A 25889-nucleotide genomic window follows, 5' to 3' on the forward strand; every position below is an offset into this window, starting at 1 on the left:
AGCGCCGTATCGAGACCCACCGCCCCGCTGGTCGAGTCGGCGCGCCAGCGCCGTATCGAGACCGGGTGGATCGACTCACCGGGTCTCGAGACGTTTCGCTCCTCGACCGACGGAGGGAGCTCTCATCCTCTCGGCGGATGCGCCGCACGCCCCCCGCTCGATACGTTCGAGGCATGATCGTGATCGAACAGCTCACCAAGCGGTTCGGCTCCCGAACCGCGGTCGATTCCCTCACCGCCACCGTGCAGCCCGGCCGGGTCACCGGCTTCCTCGGGCCGAACGGTGCCGGTAAGTCCACGACGATGCGCATGATCGTCGGCCTCGACCGGCCGACCTCGGGCTCCGTCACCGTCGGCGGCAAGCGCTACGACAAGCTCGCCGCCCCGATGCACGAGGTGGGCGCCCTCCTCGACGCGAAGGCGGCCCACCCCGGCCGCAGCGCCGAGAGCCACCTCCGTTCCCTCGCCGCGACCCACGGCATCGGCAAGCAGCGCGTCGACGAGGTGATCGCCATCACCGGTCTCGAGTCGGTCGCGCGCCGCAAGGCGGGCAAGTTCTCGCTCGGCATGGGCCAGCGTCTCGGCATCGCCGTCGCGCTCCTCGGCGACCCGGCGACGCTCATCCTCGACGAGCCCGTCAACGGCCTCGACCCCGAGGGCGTCATGTGGGTGCGCCAGCTCGCGCGCCATTACGCCGCCGAGGGTCGCACGGTGCTGCTCTCGAGCCACCTCATGAGCGAGATGGCGCAGACCGCCGACCACGTGCTCGTGCTCGGCCGCGGACGCCTCATCGCGGACGCCCCCATCGGCGACCTCCTCGGTGCGAACGCCGCGAGCGTACGAGTGCGCTCGCCGCGCGCGACCGAGCTGGCGGCGCTGCTCGCCGGCCCGCAGGTCACGACGACCCCCGGCACCGACGGCGCCTTCGAGGTGCGCGGCCTCACGGCCGCGGAGATCGGCGACCGCGCCGGTGCCGCGGGCATCTCCCTGCACGAGCTCACCCCCGTTTCCGCCTCCCTCGAGGAGGCCTACCTCGCCCTCACCCAGCACGAGGTCGAATACCGCATGGAGGCCGCACGATGACCGCCGCCGCACCCGCGACCGCCGCGCAGCCGACCACGGCGCCGGCCCGCGGCAAGCTGACCTTCGGAGGCATCCTGCACTCCGAGTGGATCAAGTTCGTCAGCCTGACCTCGACGATCACCACGCTCATCGCGATCGTCGTCGCCATCGTCGGCATCGGCGCGATCATCGCCTCCTCGGCCCGCTCGTGGATCGAGCAGAGCCCGGGCGGCGCCACCGACTTCCTCGCCGCGTCCGCGGCGACCGGCGGCATCTCGCTCGCGCAGCTCATCGTCGTCGTGCTCGGCACCCTCACGGTGACGCGCGAGTACGGCACCGGCATGATCCGCGCGACCTTCACGGCGGCACCGCGCCGCCTCACGGTGCTGGCCGCGAAGGTGGTCGTGTTCGCCGTGTCGGTCTTCGTGCTGGGCTTCGTCGCGATCTTCGCGACCGCGCTGCTCGCTCAGGCGATCGTCGGCGATGCCGCCGCGGTCGGTCTCGGCGATGGCGAGACGTGGCGGATGCTCGTCGGCGGTGCCGGCTACCTGACGCTGTCCGGCCTGCTGGGCCTCGGCCTCGGTGCGCTCCTGCGCAATACCGCCGGCGGCATCTTCGGCGCGATCGCGCTGCTGCTCGTGCTGCCGATCGTGCTCTCGCTCATCGACGCGGACTGGGCGCGGAACGCCACGTCGTTCCTGCCGATGAACGCGGGCGCGACGCTCTATTCGCCGGCGACCGACCTCACCGGCATTCCGCAGGAGGCGCTCGACCAGATGCCGCCGCAGCTCGACCCGCTCCAGGGGCTCCTGGTCCTGCTCGGCTGGCTCGCCGCGGTCTTCGTACCCGCTGCGGTGCTGCTGCGCCGTCGCGACGCCTGAGCCGCATTCACTCCGGCCCCCGGCGGGCGTTCCCGGTCCGACCGGGGCGCCTGCCGGGGGCTTCGGTGTGAAGTGGGACGCCTCGCGGCGCTAGAGTTGCGCCACCCGACCCCGCGCCGACCGGCGCCCATGCCTGTGACGAAGGAGCCACGCATGCCCGAAACCGCCTTCAACGCCGACGCGATCATCGTCGGCGGCGGACTGTCCGGCCTCGTCGCCGCCGCAGAACTCGTCGACGCCGGCAAGCGCGTCATCCTCGTCGACCAGGAGCCCGAGGCGAGCCTCGGCGGCCAAGCCCACTGGTCCTTCGGCGGCCTCTTCCTCGTCGACTCCCCCGAGCAGCGCCGCCTCGGCGTCAAGGACTCCCTCGAACTGGCCATGCAGGACTGGTTCGGCACCGCGGGCTTCGACCGCGACGACGAGGATGCCTGGGGGCGCAAGTGGGCCGAAGCCTACGTGCGCTTCGCCGCGACCGAGAAGCGCGAGTGGCTGAAGTCGAAGGGCGTCGGGTTCTTCCCCGTCGTCGGCTGGGCCGAGCGCGGCGCCGGCGCGGCGATCGGGCACGGCAACTCGGTGCCGCGCTTCCACATCACGTGGGGCACCGGTCCGGGTGTCGTCGCCCCGTTCCTCGCGCGCGTCCGCGAGGGCGTCACCGCCGGTCTCGTGCAGTTGCGGTTCCGGCACCGCGTCGACGAACTCGTCGTCGAGAACGGTGCCGTCGTCGGCATCCGCGGCGCACTGCTCGCACCCGACGACGCCGCACGAGGCGAGGCATCCAATCGCGACGAGGTCGGCGTATTCGAGCTGCGCGCGCCCGCCGTCATCGTCGCCTCGGGCGGCATCGGCGGCAACCACGACCTCGTGCGCGAGTTCTGGCCGGAACGACTCGGCACTCCCCCGGCCGAAATGCTCTCGGGCGTGCCCGCCCACGTCGACGGCCGGATGCTCGGCATCACCGAGTCCGCGGGTGCGCGGCTCGTGAACCGCGACCGGATGTGGCACTACGTGGAGGGCATCCGGAACTGGGATCCCATCTGGGCCAAGCACGGCATCCGCATCCTGCCCGGGCCGTCGTCGCTCTGGTTCGATGCGACGGGCTCGCGCCTGCCGGCGCCGCTCTTCCCCGGGTTCGACACCCTCGGCACCCTCGACCACCTCCAGTCGACCGGCCACGGCCACTCGTGGTTCGTGCTCACGCAGGCCGTCATCGAGAAGGAGTTCGCCCTCTCGGGCTCGGAGCAGAACCCCGACCTCACGGGCAAGGACGTCAAGCTCCTCGCGAAGTCGCGCCTCGGCAAGGGCGCCACCGGCCCCGTGGAGGCGTTCAAGGAGCACGGTGCCGACTTCATCGTCGCCGACACGCTGGGCGAGCTCCTCGACCGGATGCGGGCCGCTTCGCCCGACGTCGAGCTCGACATCGACAACATCGAGCGCGAGGTCGTCGCCCGCGACCGCGAGATCGACAACGCCTTCACCAAGGACGCCCAGATCACGGCCCTCCGCGGTGCCCGCAACTACGTCGGCGACAAGCTCATCCGCGTCGCCGCCCCGCACAAATTCCAGGACCCGAAGGCCGGTCCGCTCATCGCGGTCAAGCTGCACGTGCTCACCCGCAAGTCGCTCGGCGGCATCCAGACCGACCTCGAGTCGCGTGCCCTCGGCGCCGACGGCGCGCCCATCCCCGGGCTGTACGCGGTCGGCGAGGCCTCCGGCTTCGGCGGCGGCGGCGTGCACGGGTACCGCGCGCTCGAGGGCACGTTCCTCGGCGGCTGCCTCTTCACGGGCCGCAACGCAGGGCGTGCGATCGCTCGTGGAGCGCAGCGACGCGAGTGATCGCACGCCCTGAAAGGCGGAGCAGGAGCCCCGAAGCGCGTCAGCGCTTCGGGGCGTGGCGCGGCAGAATGCCGGGCGGGAGGCGAAGCATCGCTGCGGGAACGCCGCCGCGAGGCATCCTGAGCACCGCCGCTCAGGACTTGAGCGACCAGTCCTTGCGCTTGACGAGCACGTGGCCCCGGCGCGACGACAGACGCGTCCACGGGCCGGTCTCGAAGAGTCGGATGGGGTCGTCGGTCGCGAGGAAGCCGAGACTGTGCGCGGCGAAGGCCGCACCGGCGGGCACGTACTCGAGCTCGGTGATGCCGCGGCTCCAGATCTCGGAGCGCACGCGCTGCACGAGCTGCTCGCCCGTGCCCGTCGGGATCGCCTCGGCGACCTCGGCGATGCCGGCGCGGGCCGCGGCTTCGAGCGTCGCGGCGTCGGTCTCCCCGATCGGGCGCCAGCCGCCGCGGGGCGGCGAGATGCCCGCCCAGGTCACCGTCGAGACCTCGGGCGGCCGCGTCAGCGTGACGGGCGTCTCCGGGGCGTCGTCGAGGTCGCCGTCGACCCCGGCATCCGGGTCGGCGAGCGCCGCCAAGTCGAGCGGCAGCGCCTCGCGTGCGCGCACGACGCGATCGACGAGCGAGCGCATCGGCGAGACGACGTCGAACTCGTCGTCGCCGTCGAGGGCGAAGGTGCGCAGGCCGAGCACGGTGGGCGTGTCGTCGAGGATGCCTCGCGGATACAGGATCGCGGTGTAGACGGCGAGGATGCCCGACCCGGCGACGAGACGGATCGCGCCGTCGTCGACGCGGCCGGCGCGCTGCAGATACGTGTGCAGGTCGCCGAGCGACAGGCTGTCGGCGAGGGTGAAGGACTGGCTCATGGGCCTGTCTAGACTATCCGGAGTGCGCCGAACGCCCGCCGTGAGGCGACTTCCGGCGTACTGAAGCACGGAGGATGCATGACCGGCCAGCTCGGCGAATTGCTCGCCACCCTCGATCTCGTCGACACCGGCGCCCGCACGAGCGAGGACATCTTCACCGGCCCGTCGCACTGGGCGCCGAACGGCCGCGTCTTCGGCGGCCAGGTCCTGGCGCAGTCGATCGTGGCCGCCGACCGCACCGTCGAGGCCGAGCGCCAGGTGCACTCGATCCACGGCTACTTCCTGCGGCCGGGCGATGTGCGCCTGCCGATCACCTTCGCCGTGGACCGCATCCACGACGGCCGCTCGTTCTCGACGCGGCGCACCCAGGCCTACCAGAACGGCCTGCCGATCCTCTCGCTCATCGCCTCGTTCCAGATCGCCGACGCCGGCCTCGAGCACCAGGCGCCCATGCCCGAGGGCATCCCCGACCCCGAGTCGCTGCCGGAGCCGGAGGCACCGGTGGGCGCCGACGACGCCGAGAGCGCCCTCTGGACCAAGCGCCGCCCGTTCGACATGCGGCACGTCTCGGGCACGATGTACCTCTCGGTCGACGGCGAGCGCACCCCGCGCCAGGCCGTGTGGCTGCGGGCTCGCGGCGAGATCGGCGACCGTCAGGAGCTGCACCGAGCCGCCCTCGCCTACGTCAGCGACTACACGATCCTCGAGCCGATCCTGCGCGCGCACGGCATCCCGTGGGCGACCCCGGGTCTGAAGATCGCGAGCCTCGACCACGGCATGTGGTGGCACCGCGACGTGCGCGTCGACGACTGGCTCTGCTACGTGCAGGAGTCCACGTTCGCCGGCGGCGGCCGCGGTCTCACGCACGGCCGGTTCTACACGCGCGACGGCGTGCTCGTGGCGAGCGTCGCACAGGAAGGCATGGTCCGGGTCCCCGACCCGAGCCGCTTCGGATGACTCGGGCGCACCGCGCGCCGGAGGGAAGGAGAACCGAGATGGATGCTTCGCCCACCCGCCGCGAGGCGCTGCGCGTCGCCGGAGTCGTCGGCGGCGCCGCCGGCACGGCCGCACTGCTCGCCGCCTGCTCGCCCGGAGGATCCGGTTCGGATTCGGGCTCGGGCGACGATGGAGGCGGTGCGGCCGGCACCACGATCGTCCCGACGGCCGACGTCCCGGTCGGCGGCGGCGTGTCGGCGACGAACGGCGACGCGCCGGTCGTCGTCGCCCAGCCGACCGAGGGCGAGTTCGTCGCGTTCTCGGCGACCTGCCCGCACCAGGGCTGCGCGGTCGCACCCTCGTCGGGCGAATTCGAGTGCCCGTGCCACGGCTCCCGCTTCGCCCTCGCCGACGGCGCGGTGCTCCAGGGACCGGCGACCGAGGGGCTCGCCCCGGTCGCCGTCACGGTCTCCGGCGACTCGGTCGTCTCCGGGTGAACGGCGATGGGCGCCCGCCGTACGGCGGGCGCCCATCGCGCGATGCTCAGCCGCGGCTGTGCTTGAAGACGATCGGGGCTTCGACGTACGGCTCCCAGGCCGTGCGTTCGCGCGCCGTCATCTTGCGCGGTTTGCCGCTCTCGCGGTCGACGAGCACGATCGTCGTCGCCGCACGCGTGTAGCACGTTCGCGGCTCGGTCCCGGCGGGCGGGAACACCTCGTAGCAGACCTCGATGGAGGCCCCGCCGAGGCGGCCGATCCACAGCTCGATCTCGACGGGATCGCGGTGATACGGGATCGGCGCCAGGTACTCGACCTCCTGCCGCGCGATGAGGGTGAGCGTGGCCGACGTCGGGCTCGTGTCGATGACCGCGGTCGTCGCGCCCGCCGGCGCCGACTCGTCGTCGCGCTGCCAGAACGCGCTGATGCGGGCCTCCTCCAGGAGGCCCAGCATCCGCGCGTTGTTGACGTGCGCGTACGCGTCCAGGTCGCTCCAGCGCAGCTGGATCGGGACGGTGAGCTTCATCGTGCGGCTCAGTCGCGCGTGAGCTTGCGGTAGGTCGAACGGTGCGGCTTCGCCGCGTCGGCGCCGAGCCGGTCGACCTTGTTCGCCTCGTACGCCTCGAAGTTGCCCTCGAACCAGTGCCAGTTCGACGGGTTCTCCTCGGTGCCCTCGTAGGCGAGGATGTGCGTCGCGATGCGGTCGAGGAACCACCGGTCGTGGGTGATGACCACGGCGCAGCCGGGGAACTCGAGCAGCGCGTTCTCGAGCGAGCCGAGCGTCTCGACGTCGAGGTCGTTCGTCGGCTCGTCGAGCAGCAGCAGGTTGCCGCCCTGCTTGAGCGTGAGCGCGAGGTTCAGACGGTTGCGCTCACCGCCCGAGAGGATGCCGGCGCGCTTCTGCTGGTCGGGGCCCTTGAAGCCGAAGGTCGAGACGTAGGCGCGGCTCGGCACCTCGGTCTTGCCGACCTGGATGTAGTCGAGGCCGTCGCTGACGACCTCCCACAACGTCTTGTTCGGGTCGATGCCGCCGCGCGACTGGTCGACGTAGGAGATCTTGACCGTCTCGCCGATCTTCACCGTGCCGCCGTCGCTCGGCTCGAGGCCGACGATGGTCTTGAAGAGCGTGGTCTTGCCGACGCCGTTCGGGCCGATGATGCCGACGATGCCGTTGCGCGGCAGCGAGAAGCTGAGGCCGTCGATGAGGACGCGTTCGCCGAAGCCCTTCTGCAGGTTCTTGACCTCGAGCACGATGTCGCCGAGGCGCGGACCCGCGGGGATCTGGATCTCCTCGAAGTCGAGCTTCCGCGTGCGCTCCGCCTCCGACGCCATCTCCTCGTAGCGCGCGAGGCGCGCCTTCGACTTGGCCTGACGGCCCTTGGCGTTCGAGCGGACCCACTCGAGCTCTTCCTTCAGGCGCTTCTGGAGCTTCTGGTCCTTCTTGCCCTGAACGGTGAGGCGCTCGGCCTTCTTCTCGAGGTAGGTCGAATAGTTGCCCTCGTACGGGTAGAGGCGACCGCGGTCGACCTCGCAGATCCACTCGGCGACGTGGTCGAGGAAGTACCGGTCGTGGGTGACGGCGAGCACGGCGCCGGGGTACTTGGCGAGGTGCTGCTCGAGCCAGAGCACGCTCTCGGCGTCGAGGTGGTTGGTGGGCTCGTCGAGCAGGAGCAGGTCGGGCTTCTGCAGTAGGAGCTTGCAGAGGGCGACGCGGCGCTTTTCACCACCGGAGAGCACGGAGACGATCTCGTCGCCCGGCGGGCAGCGCAGGGCGTCCATCGCCTGCTCGAGCTGGGAGTCGAGATCCCACGCGTCGGCCGCGTCGATCTCTTCCTGGAGCGTGCCCATCTCGGCGAGGAGCGTGTCGAAGTCCGCGTCGGGGTCGGCCATCTCGGCCGAGATCTCGTTGAAGCGGTCGAGCTTCGCCTTGATCGGGCCGACGCCCTGCTGGACGTTCTCGAGCACGGTCTTGGACTCGTCGAGCACGGGCTCCTGCATGAGGATGCCGACCGAGTAACCCGGCGTGAGCTTCGCCTCGCCGTTGGAGGGTTGGTCGAGGCCGGCCATGATCTTCAGGATCGTGGACTTACCGGCGCCGTTCGGGCCGACCACGCCGATCTTCGCTCCGGGGAGGAACGCCATCGTGACGTCGTCGAGGATGACCTTGTCGCCGACCGCCTTGCGGGCGCGAACCATGGAGTAGATGTAATCCGCCATATCGCGGAACAGTCTACGGGTCGAGGGCCCCGCGCGAGGTGCGGGAGCGGGGCGGTCGTCCGTCTACCAGTCGATCGCGCGGGTGGCCCCGACGAGGCAGCCGCCGGTGCCCAGCTCGTCGCGGACGACCCCGTGGTAGCCGCCGGACGCGGGACCGTACTGCCCGATGAGGCACTCGCCGGCGAAGTCCACCGACCACTGCACCGAGTCCGCGGGCTTGCCGAGCGTGGTCTCGTCGCCCGTCACCTGCATCGCCGCCTTGTCGAACCCGCCGGCCACGAGGGCGTCGATGAAGTCGTGCCCCCCGGCCGAACCGTTCGCGGCGATGACGCCGAGGGCGACCTCGTCGAAGAACGGCAGATTGTCCTCGGCGCTGCCATCGGGATGGAACTCGATGGCCTGCGTCGGCTCGGCGTCTCCCGTCGGTCGCGTCGTCTCGCTCGGCGACGCGGACGGCGTCGGGCTCGGCGCCGTTCCCCCGGTGCATCCGGTGAGGGCGAACGCGAACACCGCTGCGGCCGCAGCGAGCGCGGCGCGGGTTCGGCGGGTCATGGCTCTCCGGAGGGTGCTCGGTCGGGCGTCGGACGTCGGCGAGCCGACCTGGCGAGTCTACGACGCGCACCGGGCCCCGGCCCGTCGGCCGGCCGCGCTCCGCATCGGGGGCGTGCGGGCGGGCCGGCCGCGGGCGGCGAGGGCCGTTCAGCCGACCGCGACCGGTTCGGCGCGCTCGTCGGCGAGTTCGACGACGTCGCCGAACACGGCGGCGAGCACGTCCGCGCCGTCCTCCGCGCCGCCGAGCGCGCCCCAGTCGCCGGCGGTGCCGGCCTCGGGGTCGGCCCCCTCGGAGCCCGAAGCGACGTCGCCCTCGGCGTCGCCGGCCGCGACCGTCTCGTCGTCGCCGAGCCCCGTCGGCAGACCGGTGTACACGCGGACGTAGTCGGCGGTGCCGTAGGCGAGGTCGTGGCCCACGGTGTCGGCCTCGAGGTCGACGCTCGTTCCGTGCTTATCGCCCGCCGTCCAGTCGCGGATCTTCAGCCGCCCCTGGACGACGACGCGCTGGCCCTTGCGGAGGCTTTTCGCGGCGTTGTCGCCGAGGGCCCGGAAGGCGGAGACGGTGAACCAGTTGGTGGTGCCGTCGCTCCATTCGCCGCTCTCGCGGTCGCGGACCCGGTGGTTGCTCGCGACCCGGAAGGTCGTGACCGTGACGCCCGAGGGCGACCGGTAGACGCGCGGGTCGCTGCCCACGGTGCCGCGGATGGTGATGATGTCGTGCATGCGCTGCTCCTCAGCCGAAGGGTGACCCCGCCGTCCGGCGGAGCCGCGGCCCGGAGCATCCTCGTGCCGGGACGACGCCCCGGGCCGCACGCACAGCCTCGGTCGGCACGGGCATCCGCGATCGGGCGTCCGCCGGATCTGTGACCGATCCGGCCGGCCGGGGCCCCGGGGAGGAGGAGCGGCGGCGCAGCGCCTCAGGCGAGCACGTACTCGGCGAAGCCCGCGCGGATCTTGTTGACCTTCGGCACGGCGGCTATGAGGCAGTAGCCCTGCTCGGGGTTCTTCGCGAAGAAGTCCTGGTGGTACTCCTCGGCGTCCCAGAAGGCGCCGAGCGGCTCGATCGTCGTGACGACGTCGCCGGGCCACCATTCTGCGGCGCGCTCGCGCGCGGCCTCGAACAACTCGCGCTGGCCGTCGCCGACGAAGAACATCGCCGAGCGGTACTGGGTGCCGACGTCCTCGCCCTGGCGGTTCAGCTGCGTCGGGTCGTGCAGCGTGAAGTAGGCGTCGAGCACGATCTCGCGCGGGAGCACCTCTGGGTCGAAGACGACCTTGACGACCTCCGCGTGCCCGGTCGCACCGGCCTTGACCTGTTCGTAGGTCGGCTCGTCGAGGTCGCCGCCGGTGTAGCCCGAGACGACCTCGGTGACGCCGCGCATCGTGCGGTACACCGCGTCGAGACACCAGAAGCAGCCGCCGGCCAGTACGAACGTTTCCATCCTTCTAGGCTACGTCCATGCCCTTCCTCGCCGATGACGCCCGCTACGCCCGTATGCCCTATCGCCGAGTCGGTGCCTCGGGGCTCACGCTTCCCGCACTCTCGCTCGGACTCTGGCACAACTTCGGGCACACGCGCCCGTTCGAGACGCAGCGCGACATCGTGCGCCGGGCGTTCGACCTCGGCATCACGCACTTCGACCTCGCGAACAACTACGGCCCGCCTTACGGCAGCGCCGAGGAGAACTTCGGCCGGCTGCTGCGCGCCGACCTGCAGCCGTACCGCGACGAGCTCGTCGTGTCGTCGAAGGCGGGCTACGACATGTGGCCGGGGCCCTACGGCGACGGCGGCTCCCGCAAGTACCTGCTCGCCTCGCTCGACCAGTCGCTCGACCGCCTCGGCCTCGACTACGTCGATGTGTTCTACTCGCACCGCCCCGACCCCGAGACCCCGATCGAGGAGACGATGGGCGCCCTCGCGCACGCCGTGCGCTCGGGCAAGGCCCTCTACGTCGGCATCTCGAACTACGACCCCGAGCAGACGCGGGCCGCCTCGGCCGCCCTCGCGGCGGAGGGCGTGCCGCTGCTCATCCACCAGCCCTCGTACTCGATGTTCCAGCGCACCCCCGAGACGAGCGGCCTGCTCGACACCCTCGACGACCTCGGCAAGGCGGCGATCGTCTTCTCGCCCCTCGCGCAGGGTCTGCTCACGGACCGCTACCTCGACGGCAGCATTCCGAGCGACTCGCGCGCCGCGACGAGCCGGTTCCTCTCGCCGGATCGCATCGGAGCGCTCTACCTCGAACGCGTGCGCGCCCTGCACGCCATCGCCGAGCGGCGTGGGCAGACGACGGCGCAGCTCGCCCTGTCGTGGGTGCTGCGACGCCCGACGGTCGCGAGCGCGATCATCGGCGCCTCGAGCGTCGCGCAGCTCGAGCAGAACGTCGCCGCCCTCGACGCCGCTCCGCTCACCGACGAGGAGATCGCCGAGATCGAGCCGTACGCGGTGCACGGCACGGCGGCGCGCTGACACCCGCCTGAGGGCGCCGGGGATCGGCGCCCTCAGCGGAAGCACTCGACGGCGTCGCGGGCGCTCCAGAACGAGCCGAGCGGCACGCTCGCCCCGTCGGGACGCACCCGTCGCGCTTCGAAGCGCTCGCCGCCGTCGCTCGCGATCCGTTGGATGTGGCCCCGGATCGTGCCGGCATCGGTCATCACCCGCCAGAGCCCTCGGGCGACGGGGACGAACTCGAGGCCGCGCACGGCGACGTCGAGCGGTGTCGCAACGGGTCTGCGGACCGCGCGCGGGCGCTCGCGGTCGAGGATGGTGGTCATGCGGTGCTCCCCTCGTTCGCGCAGCCGGCCCTGCGGGCGTGTCGTGTCGGTCCGAAGGTACGGCGCACCGGGGACATGAACGGGGATGGTCCGACCGTCTCGCTACGCTGCACCGCATGCAGTGGTGGAACGACTTCTGGGACTGGTTCACGCAGCCGGCCAACCGCGACGTGCTCTACACCGCGGCCGTGCTGTTCTTCGGCGTGCTGATCGCGGGCATCATCGCCGCCCTCGTCGCACGCTCGTCGACGAAGCGCGTCGTGCGCATGCACGACGAGGAACGCAAGGCCGCCGCGATCGCGGCCCTCGTCGACGCCGCCACCGAGGCTTCGGTGTGGAACTCGCTGACGCCGCAGGAGCAGGTGCTCGCCGACCGGGCCGTCGGCCAGGCCGACATCATCGTGCGCCTGCTGCCGATCCGCGGCTCGGACGTCGCCGCGAACTGGGCGTCGCATCAGCTCCACGAGCTCAAGCGGGCCTCGGCGACCTTCGGCTACCAGCTCGATCCGGCCGTCGTGGAGTTCCGCGACCGGCTCGTCGAGTGGCAGCATCACCCGGGCCGGATGCGCCGTCGCTTCCAGCTCGACCTCGAGCGCTGGCGGCTCCAGCGCGCCGAACCGGAGACGGCGCAGAACGCCGAGCAGGACCAGTGGGTCGCCGAGCAGCACCACGAACGCTACGCGCCCGTGACGCAGTCCGACGCGGTCGCGTCGCAGCCCACCGCCGTCATCGAGCGCTGAGCCCGACCGCCTCGGACCGCGACGTGCGGTCCGCGCGCACCGCCGCATCCGCGTGAACGTGACGAGGGCGCCCCGGCCGATCGGCCGGGGCGCCCTCGCCGTGCGGTGCCGGGTCTACTCCCACCAGTCGTCGGACGGCGTCACGGGCGAGCGTCGCTTGTGCTCGGTCGCGAGGTAGCGCGCCTCGATCTGCTCGGCGACGGCCGGGTCGACGTCGCGGCCGAGCAGATACGCGTCGAGGTCGACGTAGGTGAGGCCGAGGTTCGCCTCGTCGGTCTGGCCGGGGGTGTCGTCCAGCAGGTCGGCCGTGGGCGCCTTCAGGTAGAGGTGCTCGGGCGCGCCGAGGTGCTCGAGGATCGCCCGGCCCTGGCTCTTCGCGAGGCCCGACAGCGGCAGCACGTCGGCGCCGCCGTCGCCGAACTTCGTGAAGAACCCCGTGATCGCCTCGGCCGCGTGGTCGGTGCCGATCACGATGAGACGGTGCTCGCCGGCGAGCGCGTACTGGGCGACCATGCGTAGCCGCGCCTTGACGTTGCCCTTGCCGAAATCGGAGATCGAGGTGCCCGTCGCGGCAACGTAGTCGGCGGCGACGCCGTCGACGCCCTCCTTGATGTTGAAGGTCACCGTCTCCTGCGGCCTGATGAACGTCAGGGCGAGCTGCGCATCCTCCTCGTCGCGCTGGACGCCGTACGGCAGGCGCACCGCGATGAACCGGGCCGGATGCCCGTCCGCGGCGAGCTCTTCGACGGCGAGCTGCGCGAGCCGGCCCGCGAGGGAGGAGTCCTGACCGCCGGAGATCCCGAGCACGAAGCCGGCGGCGCCGGTGCGCCGCAGATAGCGCTTGAGGAAGTCGACCCGGGCGCGGACCTCGGCCGCGGGATCGATGGTGGGCTTCGCGCCGAGCTCGGCGATGATCCGTTCCTGCAGTGGTCGCATGGCGCCGACGATACCCGCCCGTCGTTTCGATCATGGGTCGACCGGCGCCGCCCGCGCCCGGATGCCCCGCTACGATTCCCGGAGCGGGCGCTCGCCCGAAGGACCGGGGGGACCGATGGACGACATCTCGCTGCCGACGCTCGTGCTGATCCCGCTGATCGCCGTGGCGGCTCCGCTGCTCGGGCGGCTCGTCGGCCGGATCGCGCCGGTGCCGCTCGTCGTCTTCGAGATCCTCCTCGGCATCCTCTGCGGGCCGTCCTTCCTCGGCTGGGTCGAGCAGGACGATTTCGTCGAGGCGCTCTCGAACTTCGGCCTCGCGATGCTCTTCTTCCTCGCCGGCAACGAGATCGACTACCCGTCGCTCGGCCGGCGGGCCCTCAGCCGGGCGGGGGTGGGCTGGCTCATCTCGCTCGTCGCCGGATTCGGCGTCGCGTTCGTGGTGGCGCCGGAGTGGGGCGCGGCCGGCTTCATCGCGATCGCACTCTCGTCGACCGCGCTCGGCACGATCATGCCGGTGCTGAAGGATGCCGGCGATCTCGGCTCCCCGTTCGGCCGCGGCGTCATCGCCGTCGGCGCGATCGGCGAGTTCGGGCCGCTGCTGGCGATTTCCCTCTTCCTGTCGGGGCGCGACCCGGGGGTCGCCGCCGTCGTCATGGTCGCCTTCGCGATCATCTCGGTGCTCGCGTTCTGGCTCGCCTCGCGCGGCAGCGGCAAGGCGCTGCACGACATCATCGCCGCGACGCTGCACACGAGCGGGCAGTTCGCGATCCGCCTCGTCATTCTCGTGCTCGTGGCCCTCGTCGGGCTCAGCATCGCGCTCGGCCTCGACATGCTGCTCGGCGCGTTCACCGCCGGCGCGCTCTACCGCGTGCTGCTCGACGGCGCCCCCCGCGAGGACGCGAAGCTCGTCGAGGGCAAGCTCGAGGGACTCGGCTACGGCTTCCTCGTGCCGATCTTCTTCATCTACACGGGCGTCACGTTCGACGTCGACGCGCTCCTGCAGAGCCCCGCGATCCTGGCGCTCGTGCCGGCCTTCGCGGTCCTCCTGCTGCTCACGCGCGGTCTGCCGGCGATGCTCGCGGCCCCGGAAGGGGCGAGCCGTCGCGATCGGATCGCGACGGCGTTCTTCGGCGCGACCGGGCTGCCGATCATCGTCGCCGTCACCGCGCTCGGCGTCGACGACGGCGCGCTGGACTCCGGCCTGGCCTCCGCCCTCGTCGGCGCGGGGATGCTCTCGGTGCTGATCTACCCGCTCCTCGGCCTCGGGCTCCGGCGCAGCGGCACGCGCGGACTCGCCCGCCCGGAGACCGAGGACGCGCCGGAGGAGGCGTGAGCCGTTCGGTTCGCCCGGGGGCCGCCCGGTAGGCTGATCGGGCCAGCCCCCGTAGCTCAGCGGATAGAGCAGGAGCCTTCTAATCTCTTGGTCGCAGGTTCGATTCCTGCCGGGGGCGCGGATGCTCCGGCCCGACGCCGGATCCGACTCTGGGGGGAGGCGCGGATGTCGATGCAAACCGAGCAGGGATCCGATCTGGAGGTCGCGCGGCCGTACGCGCTGGACGCGGACGTCGTCGCGGCGGGCCTCCGCACCGACGGGCGGGGACTGACGGGGGCGCAAGCCGCCTCGCGCCTCGAACGGGTCGGCCCGAACGCACTGCCGGAACCGAAGAAGCAGCCGGCCGTCCTCCGGTTCCTCCAGCAGTTCAACGACACGCTCATCTACATCCTGCTCGGCGCCGCCGCGATCAAGGCGATCATGGCCGACTGGCTGGAGTTCTGGGTCATCCTCGGTGTCACGATCATCAACGCCCTCGTCGGCTTCATCCAGGAGGGCCGAGCCGAGCAGGCGCTCGCGGGCATCCGCGGGATGCTCTCCCCCGACGCCTCGGTGCTGCGCGACGGCGCGTGGGCGAAGCTGCCCGCCGTCGACCTCGTGCCGGGCGACGTCGTGCGCCTGGCCCCCGGCGACCGCGTGCCCGCCGACCTGCGCCTGCTCGAGTGCACCCAGCTCCGCATCGACGAGTCCGCGCTGACGGGCGAGTCGGTGCCCGCTTCCAAGGACGTCCCGCCCGTCTCGCCGGAGGCCGGGGTCGGCGACCGGCGCTCGATGTCGTTCTCGGGCACGATCGTGGCGGCCGGGCAGGGGCAGGGCATCGTCACCGACACCGGCTCCCGCACCGAGATCGGCAAGATCCAGAGCCTCGTCGAGCACGCGGACTCGCTCGAGACGCCGCTGACGCGCCAGCTCGCGTCCTTCGGCAAGGTGCTGACGCTCATCATCCTCGGCATGGCCGTCGTGATGCTCGCGATCGGGCGGTTCCTGCACGACCTGCCGTTCCCCGACCTCATCTCCGCGACGATCGGCTTCGCGGTCGCCGCGATCCCCGAGGGCCTGCCCGCGATCGTGACCATCACGCTCGCGATCGGCGTGCAGCAGATGGCACGGCGCAAGGCGATCACCCGCAAGCTCCCGGCCGTCGAGGCGCTCGGCTCGGTCACGACGGTGTGCTCGGACAAGACGGGCACGCTGACGAAGAACGAGATGACGGTGCGCAGCATCGTCACGCCCGCCGCGCGCTACGACCTGCAGGGCCTCGGCTACGACCCGACCGGCACGATCGACCGGGTCGGCGGCGGCGAGTCCGGCGGCGACCTCGCGGCGATCCTCTCGGTCGGCACGCTCTGCAACGACGCCCACATCGTCGCCGACGGCGATCGCTGGGCACTCGTCGGCGAACCGACCGAGGGCGCCCTGAAGGTCGCCGCGATGAAGGGCGGCGCGGCCGAGGATGCCCCGCGCATCGCGGTCGTGCCGTTCGATTCGGCCTACAAGTTCATGGCGACCCTGAACGGGGTCGGCGGCGGCGCGCGCGCGATCCTGGTCAAGGGCGCACCCGACCGGCTGCTCGAGCGCTCGACCGCCCAGCGCGGCGAGGCCGGGCCCGAGCCGATCGACGTCCGCCGCTGGGAGGCCGAGGTGGATGCGCTGAGCGCTCAGGGCCTCCGCGTCCTCGCGGCCGCGCGCCGGCCGGTGGGGACCGACGTCGAGGGCGTCGGGATCGACGACCTGCACGACCTGGAGTTCCTCGGTCTCTGGGGCATCGTCGACCCGCCGCGGCCCGAGGCGATCGACGCGATCGCCGACTGCCACCACGCGGGCATCGCCGTGAAGATGATCACCGGGGACCACCAGGGCACGGCCGTGGCGATCGCCCGGGAGATGGGCATCGCCCACGCCGACGGCGCGGTCGACTCGCTCACGGGCGCCGAGCTCGAGGCGCTCAGTCAGGAGCAGTTGCAGGCGGTCGTCCAGGACGTCGACGTGTACGCACGGACGAGCCCCGAGCACAAGATCCGCATCGTGCGGGCGCTCCAGTCCCACGGCCAGGTGGTCGCGATGACCGGCGACGGCGTCAACGACGCCCCGGCGCTCACCCGCGCCGACGTCGGCATCGCGATGGGCATCAAGGGCACGGAGGCCACCAAGGAGGCCGCCGAGGTCGTGCTCGCCGACGACAACTTCGCGACGATCCGCTCGGCGATCGCCGAGGGCCGCCGGATCTACGACAACCTCCGCAAGTCGATCGTGTTCATCCTCCCCACGAACGGCGCGCAGTCCCTGTGCATCCTCATCGCCGTCGTCTTCGGGCTGACGCTGCCCCTCACGCCCGTGCAGGTGCTCTGGATCAACATGGTGACCGCGATCACCTTGACCCTCGCGCTCGCCTACGAGCCGGCCGAACGGGGCATCATGCAGCGCGGTCCGCGCAAGGGCGGCGGGTCGATCATCGACGGCGGGGAGCTCGTCTTCGTGCTCATCGTCTCGCTCATCATCGGCGGCGCCTCCCTCGGTGTGTTCTACGCGGCGCTCGGCGCCGGCGTCGACCTCGACTACGCCCGCACGATCGCCGTCACGACCCTCGCGCTCGCGCAGATGACCTACCTGTTCAACTGCCGCTTCCTCTCGCGCTCGAGCCTCACCCTCGAGGTGTTCCGCGGCAACCCCGTGGTCTGGTGGTCGTCGGGCGCGCTGATCGTGCTGCAGCTCGGCTACACCTACCTGCCGTTCATGAACCGGTTGTTCGAGTCGGCGCCGCTCACGTGGAACTCGTGGATCGCGCCGATCCTCGTCGCGATCGGCGTCTTCCTCCTGATCGAGGGGCTGAAGGCCATCCGGAACTCCCGCGCCAAGGGCGGTGTCGGCGCCCCTCGCTAGACTCGTGCGCATGTCAGCATCGAGCGACCTCCTCGTCTGGATCGACTGCGAGATGACCGGACTCGACCTCGACGTCGACGAACTGGTCGAGATCGCGGTCGTCATCACCGACTACGACCTCAACCCGGTCGACGCCGGGATCGACATTGTGATCCGGCCCAACCCGAGCGCACTCGAGCACATGGGCGAGTTCGTCCGCAACATGCATCGCACCTCGGGGCTGCTCGAAGAGATCCCGAACGGCGTGAGCCTCGCCGACGCCGAGTACCGCGTGCTCGAGTACGTGCTCTCGCACATCCCCGACGAGGCCAAGGCGCCGCTGGCCGGCAACACCATCGGCACCGACCGCATGTTCATCGCGAAGTACCTGCCGCGCCTCGACGCGCACCTGCACTACCGCAACGTCGACGTCTCCTCGATCAAGGAGCTCTCGCGCCGCTGGTACCCGCGGGCCTACTTCAACGCGCCGACCAAGCATGGCGGCCACCGCGCGCTCGCCGACATCCTCGAGTCGATCCGAGAGCTCCGCTACTACCGCAAGGCGGTCTTCGTCGCCGACCCCGGTCACGCCTCGAGCGAGCTGCAGACCCTCGCCGCGCAGGTGGCGACCGAGTTCGACGAGCTCGTCGCCGCGCTCCCGTCCGCGCCGGCGATCGAGGTGCCCGAAGTCCGCTGACCTGCGACCCGGGCCGTGTACGGAGCGGCCCGGAACATCGTGTATCCTCGTAGGGTTGCCTCGATGAACGAGACAGCCCGGTGGGAACACGCATGGTGGGTATAGCTCAGTTGGTAGAGCGCCTGGTTGTGGTCCAGGAGGTCGCGGGTTCAAGCCCCGTTACTCACCCCACCGAAAACCCCTGGGATCTCGCGAGATCCCGGGGGTTTTCCATTTCCGCCCGGCCCGGTTCCGGCCGATCCGTCGCCGTCTCGCCTGTTCCCGTCCGATCGTGGAGGATGCCGTGCTCGACCTGGACCCCGACGCCTTCGAGAAGGTCGTCGTCGACGAACTCGACCTCCTGCCCGACGACATGGTCGACGGCCTCGAGAACGTCGTCTTCGTCGTCGAGGACCGTCCCGAGGACGGCTCGCTCGACCTGCTCGGCCTCTACGACGGCGTCGCCGTGACCGAGCGCGACCGGTACGGGTTCGGCGAGTTCCCCGACCGCATCATCCTCTACCGCGAGCCCTTGCTCGCGATCTGCGAGGACGAGGACGAACTGCGCGACGAGATCCACATCACCCTCGTGCACGAGATCGCGCACTACTACGGCATCGACGACGATCGGCTGCACGACCTCGGCTGGGCCTGACGCTCAGGCACGGGTCGGCCGGTTACCCTTGAGCGCATGAGCCCGAGCCCCGCCCGAGCGGTCGGCGTCATCGCCGGCGCGCTCGTCATCCTCGGCATCGGCGTGTACGGACCTGCGACGCTGCTCGGTCCGCTCCCCGCCGTCGCCGTCGAACCCGCCGGCGCCCCGGCGGCGGTCGAGACGACTGAACTCCCCCTGCCCGAAGTCGGCCAGACCGCGGTCGCCCTCGTCGCGGACGGCGACGGCGAGGTCATCACGGCCACCGAAGGCGCCGAGCCGCAGGCGATCGGCGCCGTCGCGAAGCTCGTGACGGTGCTGGTCGTGCTCGACGGGCAGCCCCTGCCCACCGACGGCGCGGGCGGCGCGACCCTCACCGTCTCGCCCCAGGACTACACCGACTACTACGACCTCGAGCAGGCCGGCGCCCGTGTCGTGCCCGTCGATCCGTCGGAGCAGTGGTCGCAGCGCGACGTCGTGCGCGCCATCCTGCTGGGCTCGAGCAACAACCACGCGATGATGCTCGCGAAGTGGGCCTACGGCACGATCGACGGCTACACGTCGGCCGCAGACCTCTGGCTCGCCGACCACGGCTTCGAGTCGCTCCGCGTCGACGACGCGACCGGGCTCTCAGAGGACAACGTCGGCACCGCAGCCGAGGTCGCGCGCCTCGGCGCCATGCTCGTCGCGAACCCGACCCTGCAGGAGATCCTCGACCGCGGCGCCACGATCACCGTCGGCGAGCACCGAGTGCCCGACAACGTGAACCACCTCGGCGAGGCGGGCGTGCGCGCCCTCAGCCGCTCCTACACGAACACCGGCTGGCTCTCCTTCGTCTTCGCCGTCGACCTGTCGGCGGAGGGCGGCGACGGCGGCCGCGCAGTCGCGGCCTCGCTCGGGATGCCCGACTACGACACGCTCGATCCGGCGATGACGGCGCTCGCCGACGCGATGCGCGCCTCCGCGGCGCCGCTGGCGGTCATCCCGGAGGGCGGTGTCTTCGCGACGGCCGTCTCGGCATGGGGCGACGAGTCGAACCTCATCGCGACCAACCCGCAGACGATCCCGGCGTTCGCGAGCGCCCCCGGCGAGCCCGTCGTCGACGTGCCCGAGGAGTTCTCGACGGCAGGGCGCGGCGACCGCGTCGGCACCGTCTCGGTGCCGCTCGAGGACGGCGAACTCACCTCGCCGCTCGCACTCGAGCAGGCGATCCGGGAGCCCGGCGTGTTCTGGCGGCTCCTGCACCCGATCCAGATGATCGGCGCGATGTTCGCCGAGAACGCCTGACGCCGGGCGCGCCCTCGTCCTACAGGTTCAGGTCGTCGTCGTCGGCCTCGACCGGGTCGGAGGCCGCGGGGTCGAAGCGGTACTGCACACGCCACTGCCCGGCCGATTCGCGGCGTCCGACTTCGCCGTACCAGAAGATCGATTCGAGGCCGTCGACGGCGGCGATGACGCTCACCCGCTCTTCGGGTTCGCCGTCGATCAGGGCCCGCTGCGAGAACTCGCCCTCCAACGGGCCGTCGAGGAATTCCGCCACATACGTTTCCACCGTCATGTCCCGAGCCTAGACCCGTGGATGGCCGGAGGTCGGTGCCGCGCGACCGGTCGCGCACGCCCGCCCTCGACGCTCACGTCGGCATCGGCCGCCGGCCGCCCGCGGGAGGCGTACCGACGCCACTGCTCGTCCCACGTCTCCCACCAGGGATCGAAGGCGCCGCGGTCGCGCGCCAGCGCACGCGCGCGGCGCTCCTCGTCGGGCAGGTCGACCCACACGCGCAGCACCGCCGCCGGCCAGGCCCGGCGAGCCGCCGCGAACGCCCCGCAGCCTTCGACGACGAGCAGGCTGCCGGGTCTGACGCTGCGGGGCCGTGCCGGGGCGTCCGCCGCCCAGTCCCACCGTTCGACCGTTCCCGACCTGCCGCGCGAGTGCGGCGCGACGACCCGTCGTCCCGCCGACCGCGCCCCGGCATCCAGCCCGTACCAGCCGGGATAGATCTCGTCGAGCCGGACGAGTTCGGCCGTGCCCGCCGGCAGCGCCGCGACGAGCGCGTCGGCGAGGGCGGACTTGCCGGCGCCGCTCGGGCCGTCGATCACGACGAGGCCGGGCCGCCGTGCGGCGAGCATCCGGCGGAGCGCCGCGATCACCGCGGGAGCCGTCCGCCCGGCGCCGGCCTCACGCCCAGATGACATTCCAGCTCCCGACGGCGACCGACACGGCGACCGCGAGGGCTGCGACCGCGCAGCCGACGGCGACGACGAGCCACTCGACGCGGCCGAAGTGCGCGGTGCGCGCCCACGTGCGCTCCCCCGAACCCCCGAAACCGCGTCCCTCCATCGCCGTGGCCAGCGTGCCGCCGCGGCGCACCGCGAGCACGAGCAGCGCGAACGCCTGGCGGACGAAGCGCACCACCGGGCCGCCGTCGGCGACGCCGCGTGCGCGCCGGGCGAGCGCGAGCATCCGCCAGTCGTCGACGAGACCCCCGGCGAGCCGGAGTGCCGCGAGGGCGCCGAGCACGAAGCGGTCGGGCAGCCGCAGCGTCTGCGCGAGTCCGTCGGCGAGGTCCGTCGGGTCGATCGTGAGGAAGAGCACGACGCCGGGCAGCGCGATCGCGAGCACCCGCAGCACGGTCGTGAGGGCGATGGCGATCGAGCCGTCGCTGATCGCGGCGAGACCGAACGACCAGTGGACCTCGCCGGAGGCCTCGCCGTAGAGCAGCATGCTCAGCCCCGTCAGGGGCGCGGCGATCCAGATCGGCAGCAGCCGCTTCGAGCGCAGCAGCGGCCCGAAGCCGACGGCGACGAGCACGAGCAGTTCGAGGACGAGCGCGACGGCGGCCGACACGGGATCGAGGGTGAGGACGAGCGCGATCGCGAGCGGCAGGGTGGCCGCGAGCTTCGCCACGGGGTTCACGTGCGCGAGCGGCAGGTCGGGGCGCACGGCGCCGATGACGCTCATGCGGGCACCCCGGAACGCGCGGCGGCGAGCCGGTGCTCGCGGGAACCCGTCGCCCGCACGAACTCGCGGTCGTGGGTGACGGCGACGACCGACGTGCCCGCGGCGCGCAGTTCGGCGAGCAGTTCCACGAGCACCGCCCAGGTGTTCGCGTCCTGGCCGAACGTCGGCTCGTCGAGCACGAGCACCTGCGGCGCGGTCGCGATCGCGGTCGCCACCGAGAGCCGGCGCTGCTCGCCGCCCGAGAGCGTGAACGGGTTCGCCTCCGCGAGGCGCAGCAGGCCGAGGCGTTCGAGGATGCCCTCGGCACGCGCTTCGCGCTCGGCCGGCGGCTGCCGCAGGGCGCGCGGGCCGAGCTCGAGCTCCTCGCGCACGGTGGCGCGGAGGAACTGGTGCGCGGGGCTCTGGAAGACGGTGCCGATCCGGGTGAGGAGATCCCGCGGCTTCCAGCGGATCGGCTCGGGATGCCGGACGCCGGCGGCGAGCGGACCCCGCGCCTCGAGCGTGCCGGCGTCGGGCCGGAGCAGGCCTGCCAGGGTCAGGGCGAGCGTCGACTTGCCGACGCCGTTCGGCCCCGTGATCGCGAGCGCGTCGCCCGCCGAGACCGTCAGGTCGATCCCGCCGCGGAGCGGCTGCCCGGCGACCCGGGCCACGGACAGCCCCTCCGCGACGAGCAGCTCCGGGCCGGTGCCGGCGGCGGGCGGCGGCGCCGTCTCCGGGGTGCGCCCGGGCAGCCAGACGCCCGCCGCGGCGAGCACGCCGGCCTCGTCGGCGAGGACGCGCTCGGTCGGCCCGTCTGCGAGCACCCCGCCGTCGCCGAGGACGACGACCCGCTGCACGATCGACGCCCACACGTCGACGCGGTGCTCGATGACGACGAGCGTCGCGCCCGTCGCGTCGAGCACTCGCGCGACGGCGTCCCGGACCTCGGCGACCCCGTCGGGGTCGAGGTTCGCGGTGGGCTCGTCGAGCAGGAGCGCGCCGGGTCGCATCGCGAGCACCCCGGCGAGGGCGAGCCGTTGCTGCTGGCCGCCCGAGAGCGCCGAGGTCGGCCGGTCGAGCGGCAGATCGAGCCCGACGGCGTCGAGGGCTTCCCGAACGCGCCCGGCGATCTCGCCCGGAGGCACTCCGAGGTTCTCGGCCCCGAAGGCCACGTCGTCCCCGAGGCGCGACATGACGAGCTGTGCGCCGGGATCCTGCAGCACGAGTCCGGTGCGACCGCGTGCGTCGGCGGCATCCCGACCGTCGACGAGCAGCCGGCCGCTCGCCTCCCCCTCCTCGGAGCCGCCGAGCACGCCGGCGAGGCCGTGCAGGAGCGTCGACTTGCCCGAGCCCGAGGCGCCGAGCAGCAGCACCCGCTCCCCCGGCTCGATCACGAGGTCGACGTCCCGGACCGCGCTGCGGCGACGGCCGGCGTGACGCCAGCCCCATCCTCGGGCCTCGATCCGGGCCGGCCCCGCCGGCATGCCCGCCACCACGCTCAGTCGACGAGCCTGGCGGAACGGCCGGCGGCGAACCGAGCAAGCGCACCGGTCGAGGCGAGCCCGCGCATCGCGAACCACGCCAGCGCACCGGCGATGAGCGCACCGCCCACGACGGCCGAAGCGGCATAGACGAACGCGAAGTCCGCACTCGATCCCGCGTAGTAGAGTACGAGGTCGTTGATCGCCATCGCGAGTCCGGCCGCTGCGCCCGCGAGGACGGCGACGGGCAGGTTCCACACCCGGTAGAGGAAGATCAGGAAGACCAGCTCGGCCCCGAGGCCCTGCACGAGGCCGGACTCGATCGTCAACGGTCCCCACTGGGTGCCGATGAGCGCCGACACGGTCGCCGCCACGAGCTCCACGTAGAGGGCGGCGCCGGGCTTGCGGATGATGAGCCCGCCGAGCACGCCCGCGAGCACCCACAGCGCCGCGGGGGCGGCCTGCAGCCCGGGCAGGAGCGCTTCGAACGGCGCCGAGATCGGCCCCCACAGCGCCCCCCACGCCCAGAAGACGATGCCCATCGCGACGCCGACGACGGCGCCCACGACGATGTCGACGACGCGCCAGCGGAAGCTCGGCTTCGGCCGAGCGGCGGAGGTCTCGCCGGCGGCGGCGAGGGATTCGGATGCGTGCACTTTCGTGCCCCTTTCGTCGAGGAAAAGCGGCACGGGTGAAGAGAATCAGTCAACTTCCTGCGCCGGCATGATCCGGATCAGGTTCGACGGTCGAAGGTTGGAGAACCTTCCTCTCAGCCCGGCATACCGGACTCCCGTGTTCAACCGTGGAGTCTAGTCCCGCGGGACGGATGCCGCGCGCACGCGTCGCGCATCCGTCCGGCGGGACGCCGGCCGGCTCAGCGCTTCAGGACCTTGATGAGCCCTTTGAGACCGCGCAGCAGCACCCAGAGCAGCGGGATCGAGACGGCGGCCAGGGCGACGACGTTCGGCTCGAAGCCCACCGTGCCGTCGCGGCTGACGTAGGCGCCGATCGGGATCGAGGCGCCGCCGCCACCGCCGCCCATGCCCGAGCCCGGCGCCTCGCCGGCCTCGCCGGTGCCCGTCGAGACATCGCCCTCACCGCCGCCGAAGCCGTACCAGCCGATCGCGACCGGCACGATCGTCGTGCCGTCGATCTCGATCTTCTCGCCGTAGGACGTCTTCACGCCCACGCCCGTCACCTTGTTCGCCAGATCCACCACGAGTTCAGCCATGCGCCTCACGGTACCGACGCCGGGGCCCGGCGAACAGCCCCGGCACGGCCGACTCACTCCTCGCGGGGGCGCTGCAGCGATTCGGGGCGCGTCTCGCGCGCGCGCAGCAGCGCCGCGGGCTGCACGAGCCCGCGGCCGAAACGAGCGGCGACCTCGTCGACGGCGCGCTCGGCCTCGCGCCAGTCCTCGTCGGGGTCCCAGAGGGCCGGCACGAGCTCGTCGGCGTCGAGGCCCTCGGCGCGCACGCCGATGAGCCGGATGCGGTCGCCCGGCTGGAGCACCTCGTCGAGCGCGGCGGCCGCCTCGTCGTAGATGCGGCGTGCGACGTCGGTCGGCTCGGCGAGCGTGCGCGATCGCGTGATCGTGCGGAAGTCGCCGTAGCGCAGCTTCAGGACGACGGTGCGACCGCTCAACCGGTGCTTGCGGAGCCGGGCGCCGACCTCGCTCGAGAGGCGCAGCAGTTCGCGCCGGATGGCCGCGGGCTCGACGAGATCGTGCCCGAAGGTGCTCTCGTGGCCGATGCTCTTCTCGGCTCGGCTCGTGACGACCCGGCGGGGGTCGTCGCCCATCGAGAGGCTGCCGAGCTTCGCGGCGCCCGCGGGCCCGATCGCGCGCTCCAGCGCGTCGCGCGGCATGCCCGCGACGTCGCCGACGGTGCGCAGGCCGAGCCGGTGCAGCCGCTCCTCGGTCGCCTTGCCGACGCCCCAGAGCGCGGAGATCGGCAGCGGGTGCAGGAACGCCGTCGTGTCGGCGGCCGGCACCACGAGCATCCCGTCGGGCTTCGCGCGCGAAGAGGCGACCTTGGCGACGAACTTCGTCGCCGCGATGCCGACCGACGCCGTGAGACCGGTCTCGGTGCGGATGCGCTCGCGGAGCATCCACCCGATCTCGGCGGGCGAGCCGTGCAGCCGTCGCGCGCCCGACACGTCGAGGAACGCCTCGTCGATCGAGAGCGGCTCCACGAGGGGGGTGATCGACTCGAAGATCTCCATCACGCGCTTGGAGTACTCGCTGTAGGCCCGGTAGTTCCCCCGCAGCACGATGGCGTTGGGGCACTTGCGCAGCGCGATCGACATCGGCATGGCCGAGTTGACGCCGTACTTGCGCGCCTCGTAGCTCGCGGCGGACACCACCCCGCGCCCGCCCGTGCCGCCGACGAGCACGGGCTTGCCCCGGAGTTCCGGACGGCTGAGCAGCTCGACGGACACGAAGAACGCGTCCATGTCGACGTGCAGGATCGGGGTCGCCGAGTCATCGACGGGCCCCGTCGTGACCTGCCTCGAGGAGCCGTCCTGCTTGCTCACGTGGCGAGCCTACGCGGGACCGCCGACAGCGCCCCGCCCGCCCGTGCACGCGAACGGGCCGGCGTCGCGGGTGCGGGAAGCGCCCGACCCGCGGCACCGACCCGGTCAGCGCGCATCGC

27 protein-coding genes, 2 tRNA genes and 1 riboswitch are annotated in these 25889 nt (G+C 72.2%); of the genes, 14 read left to right on the forward strand and 15 right to left on the reverse strand.

Translation table 11 applies throughout. The annotated features are described in order from the left end of the window. Positions 1-173: 173 nt before the first annotated feature. The 3 genes from GB864_RS02155 (at position 174) to GB864_RS02165 (ending at position 3775) form a co-directional block, all read left to right on the forward strand. Positions 174-1082, forward strand: a complete 909-nt coding sequence (locus GB864_RS02155) for an ATP-binding cassette domain-containing protein (RefSeq protein WP_160422707.1) — start codon at positions 174-176, stop codon at positions 1080-1082. Then, on the forward strand, positions 1079-1942 hold the full coding sequence (locus GB864_RS02160; protein WP_160422708.1) for an ABC transporter permease subunit: 864 nt from the start codon (positions 1079-1081) through the stop codon (positions 1940-1942). Before GB864_RS02155 ends, GB864_RS02160 begins: the two co-directional genes overlap by 4 nt. Positions 1943-2095: 153 nt before the next feature. Continuing rightward, positions 2096-3775, forward strand: coding sequence for an FAD-binding dehydrogenase (locus GB864_RS02165; protein ID WP_160422709.1), 1680 nt, complete (start codon positions 2096-2098; stop codon positions 3773-3775). A gap of 133 nt (positions 3776-3908) precedes the next feature. Here GB864_RS02165 and GB864_RS02170 read toward each other — a convergent pair whose 3' ends face one another. Then, positions 3909-4643, reverse strand: a complete 735-nt coding sequence (locus tag GB864_RS02170; protein ID WP_160422710.1) for a DUF8185 domain-containing protein — start codon at positions 4641-4643, stop codon at positions 3909-3911. A 78-nt stretch (positions 4644-4721) separates the two neighbouring features. On the opposite strand from GB864_RS02170, the gene GB864_RS02175 reads away from it, so the two are divergent. After that, on the forward strand, positions 4722-5600 hold the full coding sequence (locus GB864_RS02175) for an acyl-CoA thioesterase (RefSeq protein ID WP_160422711.1): 879 nt from the start codon (positions 4722-4724) through the stop codon (positions 5598-5600). A 38-nt stretch (positions 5601-5638) separates the two neighbouring features. Continuing rightward, positions 5639-6076 (forward strand): Rieske (2Fe-2S) protein, encoded by a 438-nt coding sequence (locus GB864_RS02180; protein ID WP_160422712.1) that lies wholly within the window; start codon positions 5639-5641, stop codon positions 6074-6076. Between the two features lie 46 nt (positions 6077-6122). Here GB864_RS02180 and GB864_RS02185 read toward each other — a convergent pair whose 3' ends face one another. The 5 genes from GB864_RS02185 to msrA all read right to left on the reverse strand — a co-directional run bounded on the left by GB864_RS02185 (position 6123) and on the right by msrA (position 10287). After that, positions 6123-6602, reverse strand: coding sequence for an acyl-CoA thioesterase (locus tag GB864_RS02185; RefSeq protein WP_160422713.1), 480 nt, complete (start codon positions 6600-6602; stop codon positions 6123-6125). Positions 6603-6610: 8 nt separating this feature from the next. Then, positions 6611-8293 (reverse strand): energy-dependent translational throttle protein EttA, encoded by a 1683-nt coding sequence (gene ettA / locus GB864_RS02190; RefSeq protein WP_160422714.1) that lies wholly within the window; start codon positions 8291-8293, stop codon positions 6611-6613. Positions 8294-8356: 63 nt separating this feature from the next. Then, complete coding sequence (locus tag GB864_RS02195; RefSeq protein ID WP_160422715.1) at positions 8357-8845, reverse strand: DUF6993 domain-containing protein; 489 nt, start codon at positions 8843-8845, stop codon at positions 8357-8359. Between the two features lie 147 nt (positions 8846-8992). Continuing rightward, entirely contained in the window at positions 8993-9568 is a 576-nt protein-coding gene (locus GB864_RS02200) for a single-stranded DNA-binding protein (RefSeq protein WP_160422716.1), read from the reverse strand. A 194-nt stretch (positions 9569-9762) separates the two neighbouring features. Next, positions 9763-10287, reverse strand: a complete 525-nt coding sequence (gene msrA, locus GB864_RS02205; RefSeq protein WP_160422717.1) for a peptide-methionine (S)-S-oxide reductase MsrA — start codon at positions 10285-10287, stop codon at positions 9763-9765. A gap of 17 nt (positions 10288-10304) precedes the next feature. Here msrA and mgrA point away from each other — a divergent pair, with 17 nt between their 5' ends. Beyond that, complete coding sequence (gene mgrA / locus GB864_RS02210; protein WP_160422718.1) at positions 10305-11315, forward strand: L-glyceraldehyde 3-phosphate reductase; 1011 nt, start codon at positions 10305-10307, stop codon at positions 11313-11315. A gap of 32 nt (positions 11316-11347) precedes the next feature. Here mgrA and GB864_RS02215 read toward each other — a convergent pair whose 3' ends face one another. Beyond that, entirely contained in the window at positions 11348-11620 is a 273-nt protein-coding gene (locus tag GB864_RS02215) for a hypothetical protein (RefSeq protein ID WP_160422719.1), read from the reverse strand. A gap of 116 nt (positions 11621-11736) precedes the next feature. Here GB864_RS02215 and GB864_RS02220 point away from each other — a divergent pair, with 116 nt between their 5' ends. After that, entirely contained in the window at positions 11737-12360 is a 624-nt protein-coding gene (locus tag GB864_RS02220) for a hypothetical protein (protein ID WP_160422720.1), read from the forward strand. 114 nt (positions 12361-12474) lie between these two features. Here GB864_RS02220 and nadE read toward each other — a convergent pair whose 3' ends face one another. Continuing rightward, positions 12475-13296 (reverse strand): ammonia-dependent NAD(+) synthetase, encoded by an 822-nt coding sequence (gene nadE, locus GB864_RS02225; protein ID WP_160422721.1) that lies wholly within the window; start codon positions 13294-13296, stop codon positions 12475-12477. Positions 13297-13411: 115 nt separating this feature from the next. Here nadE and GB864_RS02230 point away from each other — a divergent pair, with 115 nt between their 5' ends. The 7 genes from GB864_RS02230 to GB864_RS02260 all read left to right on the forward strand — a co-directional run bounded on the left by GB864_RS02230 (position 13412) and on the right by GB864_RS02260 (position 20103). Beyond that, entirely contained in the window at positions 13412-14629 is a 1218-nt protein-coding gene (locus tag GB864_RS02230) for a cation:proton antiporter (RefSeq protein ID WP_160422722.1), read from the forward strand. Between the two features lie 45 nt (positions 14630-14674). After that, a tRNA-Arg gene (locus GB864_RS02235) sits at positions 14675-14747 on the forward strand. Between the two features lie 47 nt (positions 14748-14794). Continuing rightward, complete coding sequence (locus GB864_RS02240; protein ID WP_336603840.1) at positions 14795-17509, forward strand: cation-transporting P-type ATPase; 2715 nt, start codon at positions 14795-14797, stop codon at positions 17507-17509. A 10-nt stretch (positions 17510-17519) separates the two neighbouring features. After that, complete coding sequence (gene orn / locus GB864_RS02245; RefSeq protein WP_160422723.1) at positions 17520-18185, forward strand: oligoribonuclease; 666 nt, start codon at positions 17520-17522, stop codon at positions 18183-18185. 95 nt (positions 18186-18280) lie between these two features. Then, positions 18281-18356 (forward strand) — tRNA-His (locus GB864_RS02250). A 100-nt stretch (positions 18357-18456) separates the two neighbouring features. After that, positions 18457-18819 (forward strand): metallopeptidase family protein, encoded by a 363-nt coding sequence (locus GB864_RS02255; protein WP_160422724.1) that lies wholly within the window; start codon positions 18457-18459, stop codon positions 18817-18819. Between the two features lie 36 nt (positions 18820-18855). Then, a complete protein-coding gene (locus GB864_RS02260; RefSeq protein ID WP_160422725.1) occupies positions 18856-20103 on the forward strand; it encodes a serine hydrolase family protein in 1248 nt (415 codons plus the stop codon). A 19-nt stretch (positions 20104-20122) separates the two neighbouring features. Here the strand turns inward: GB864_RS02260 and GB864_RS02265 are convergent, their stop codons facing one another. The 7 genes from GB864_RS02265 to GB864_RS02295 form a co-directional block, all read right to left on the reverse strand. Further along, positions 20123-20374 (reverse strand): hypothetical protein, encoded by a 252-nt coding sequence (locus GB864_RS02265; RefSeq protein WP_160422726.1) that lies wholly within the window; start codon positions 20372-20374, stop codon positions 20123-20125. Next, the gene (locus GB864_RS02270) at positions 20371-20964 is read right to left on the reverse strand and encodes a nucleoside/nucleotide kinase family protein (protein ID WP_202106926.1); all 594 of its coding nucleotides are present in this window, start codon (positions 20962-20964) and stop codon (positions 20371-20373) included. Before GB864_RS02270 ends, GB864_RS02265 begins: the two co-directional genes overlap by 4 nt. A 28-nt stretch (positions 20965-20992) precedes the next feature. Further along, the gene (locus tag GB864_RS02275) at positions 20993-21775 is read right to left on the reverse strand and encodes an energy-coupling factor transporter transmembrane component T family protein (RefSeq protein WP_160422727.1); all 783 of its coding nucleotides are present in this window, start codon (positions 21773-21775) and stop codon (positions 20993-20995) included. Then, positions 21772-23238, reverse strand: coding sequence for an ABC transporter ATP-binding protein (locus tag GB864_RS02280; RefSeq protein WP_160422741.1), 1467 nt, complete (start codon positions 23236-23238; stop codon positions 21772-21774). The genes GB864_RS02275 and GB864_RS02280 overlap by 4 nt, the downstream gene beginning before the upstream one ends. 14 nt (positions 23239-23252) lie before the next feature. Continuing rightward, complete coding sequence (locus GB864_RS02285) at positions 23253-23891, reverse strand: ECF transporter S component (RefSeq protein ID WP_160422728.1); 639 nt, start codon at positions 23889-23891, stop codon at positions 23253-23255. 37 nt (positions 23892-23928) lie between these two features. Then, positions 23929-24039, reverse strand: a riboswitch (TPP riboswitch). A gap of 70 nt (positions 24040-24109) precedes the next feature. Further along, positions 24110-24466, reverse strand: a complete 357-nt coding sequence (locus tag GB864_RS02290) for a hypothetical protein (protein WP_160422729.1) — start codon at positions 24464-24466, stop codon at positions 24110-24112. Between the two features lie 53 nt (positions 24467-24519). Continuing rightward, a complete protein-coding gene (locus tag GB864_RS02295) occupies positions 24520-25770 on the reverse strand; it encodes a DNA polymerase IV (RefSeq protein WP_160422730.1) in 1251 nt (416 codons plus the stop codon). Positions 25771-25889 lie beyond the last annotated feature (119 nt).

Origin of the sequence: Agromyces seonyuensis (assembly GCF_009789225.1) — a bacterium.
GTDB classification, from domain to species: Bacteria; Actinomycetota; Actinomycetes; order Actinomycetales; family Microbacteriaceae; genus Agromyces; species Agromyces seonyuensis.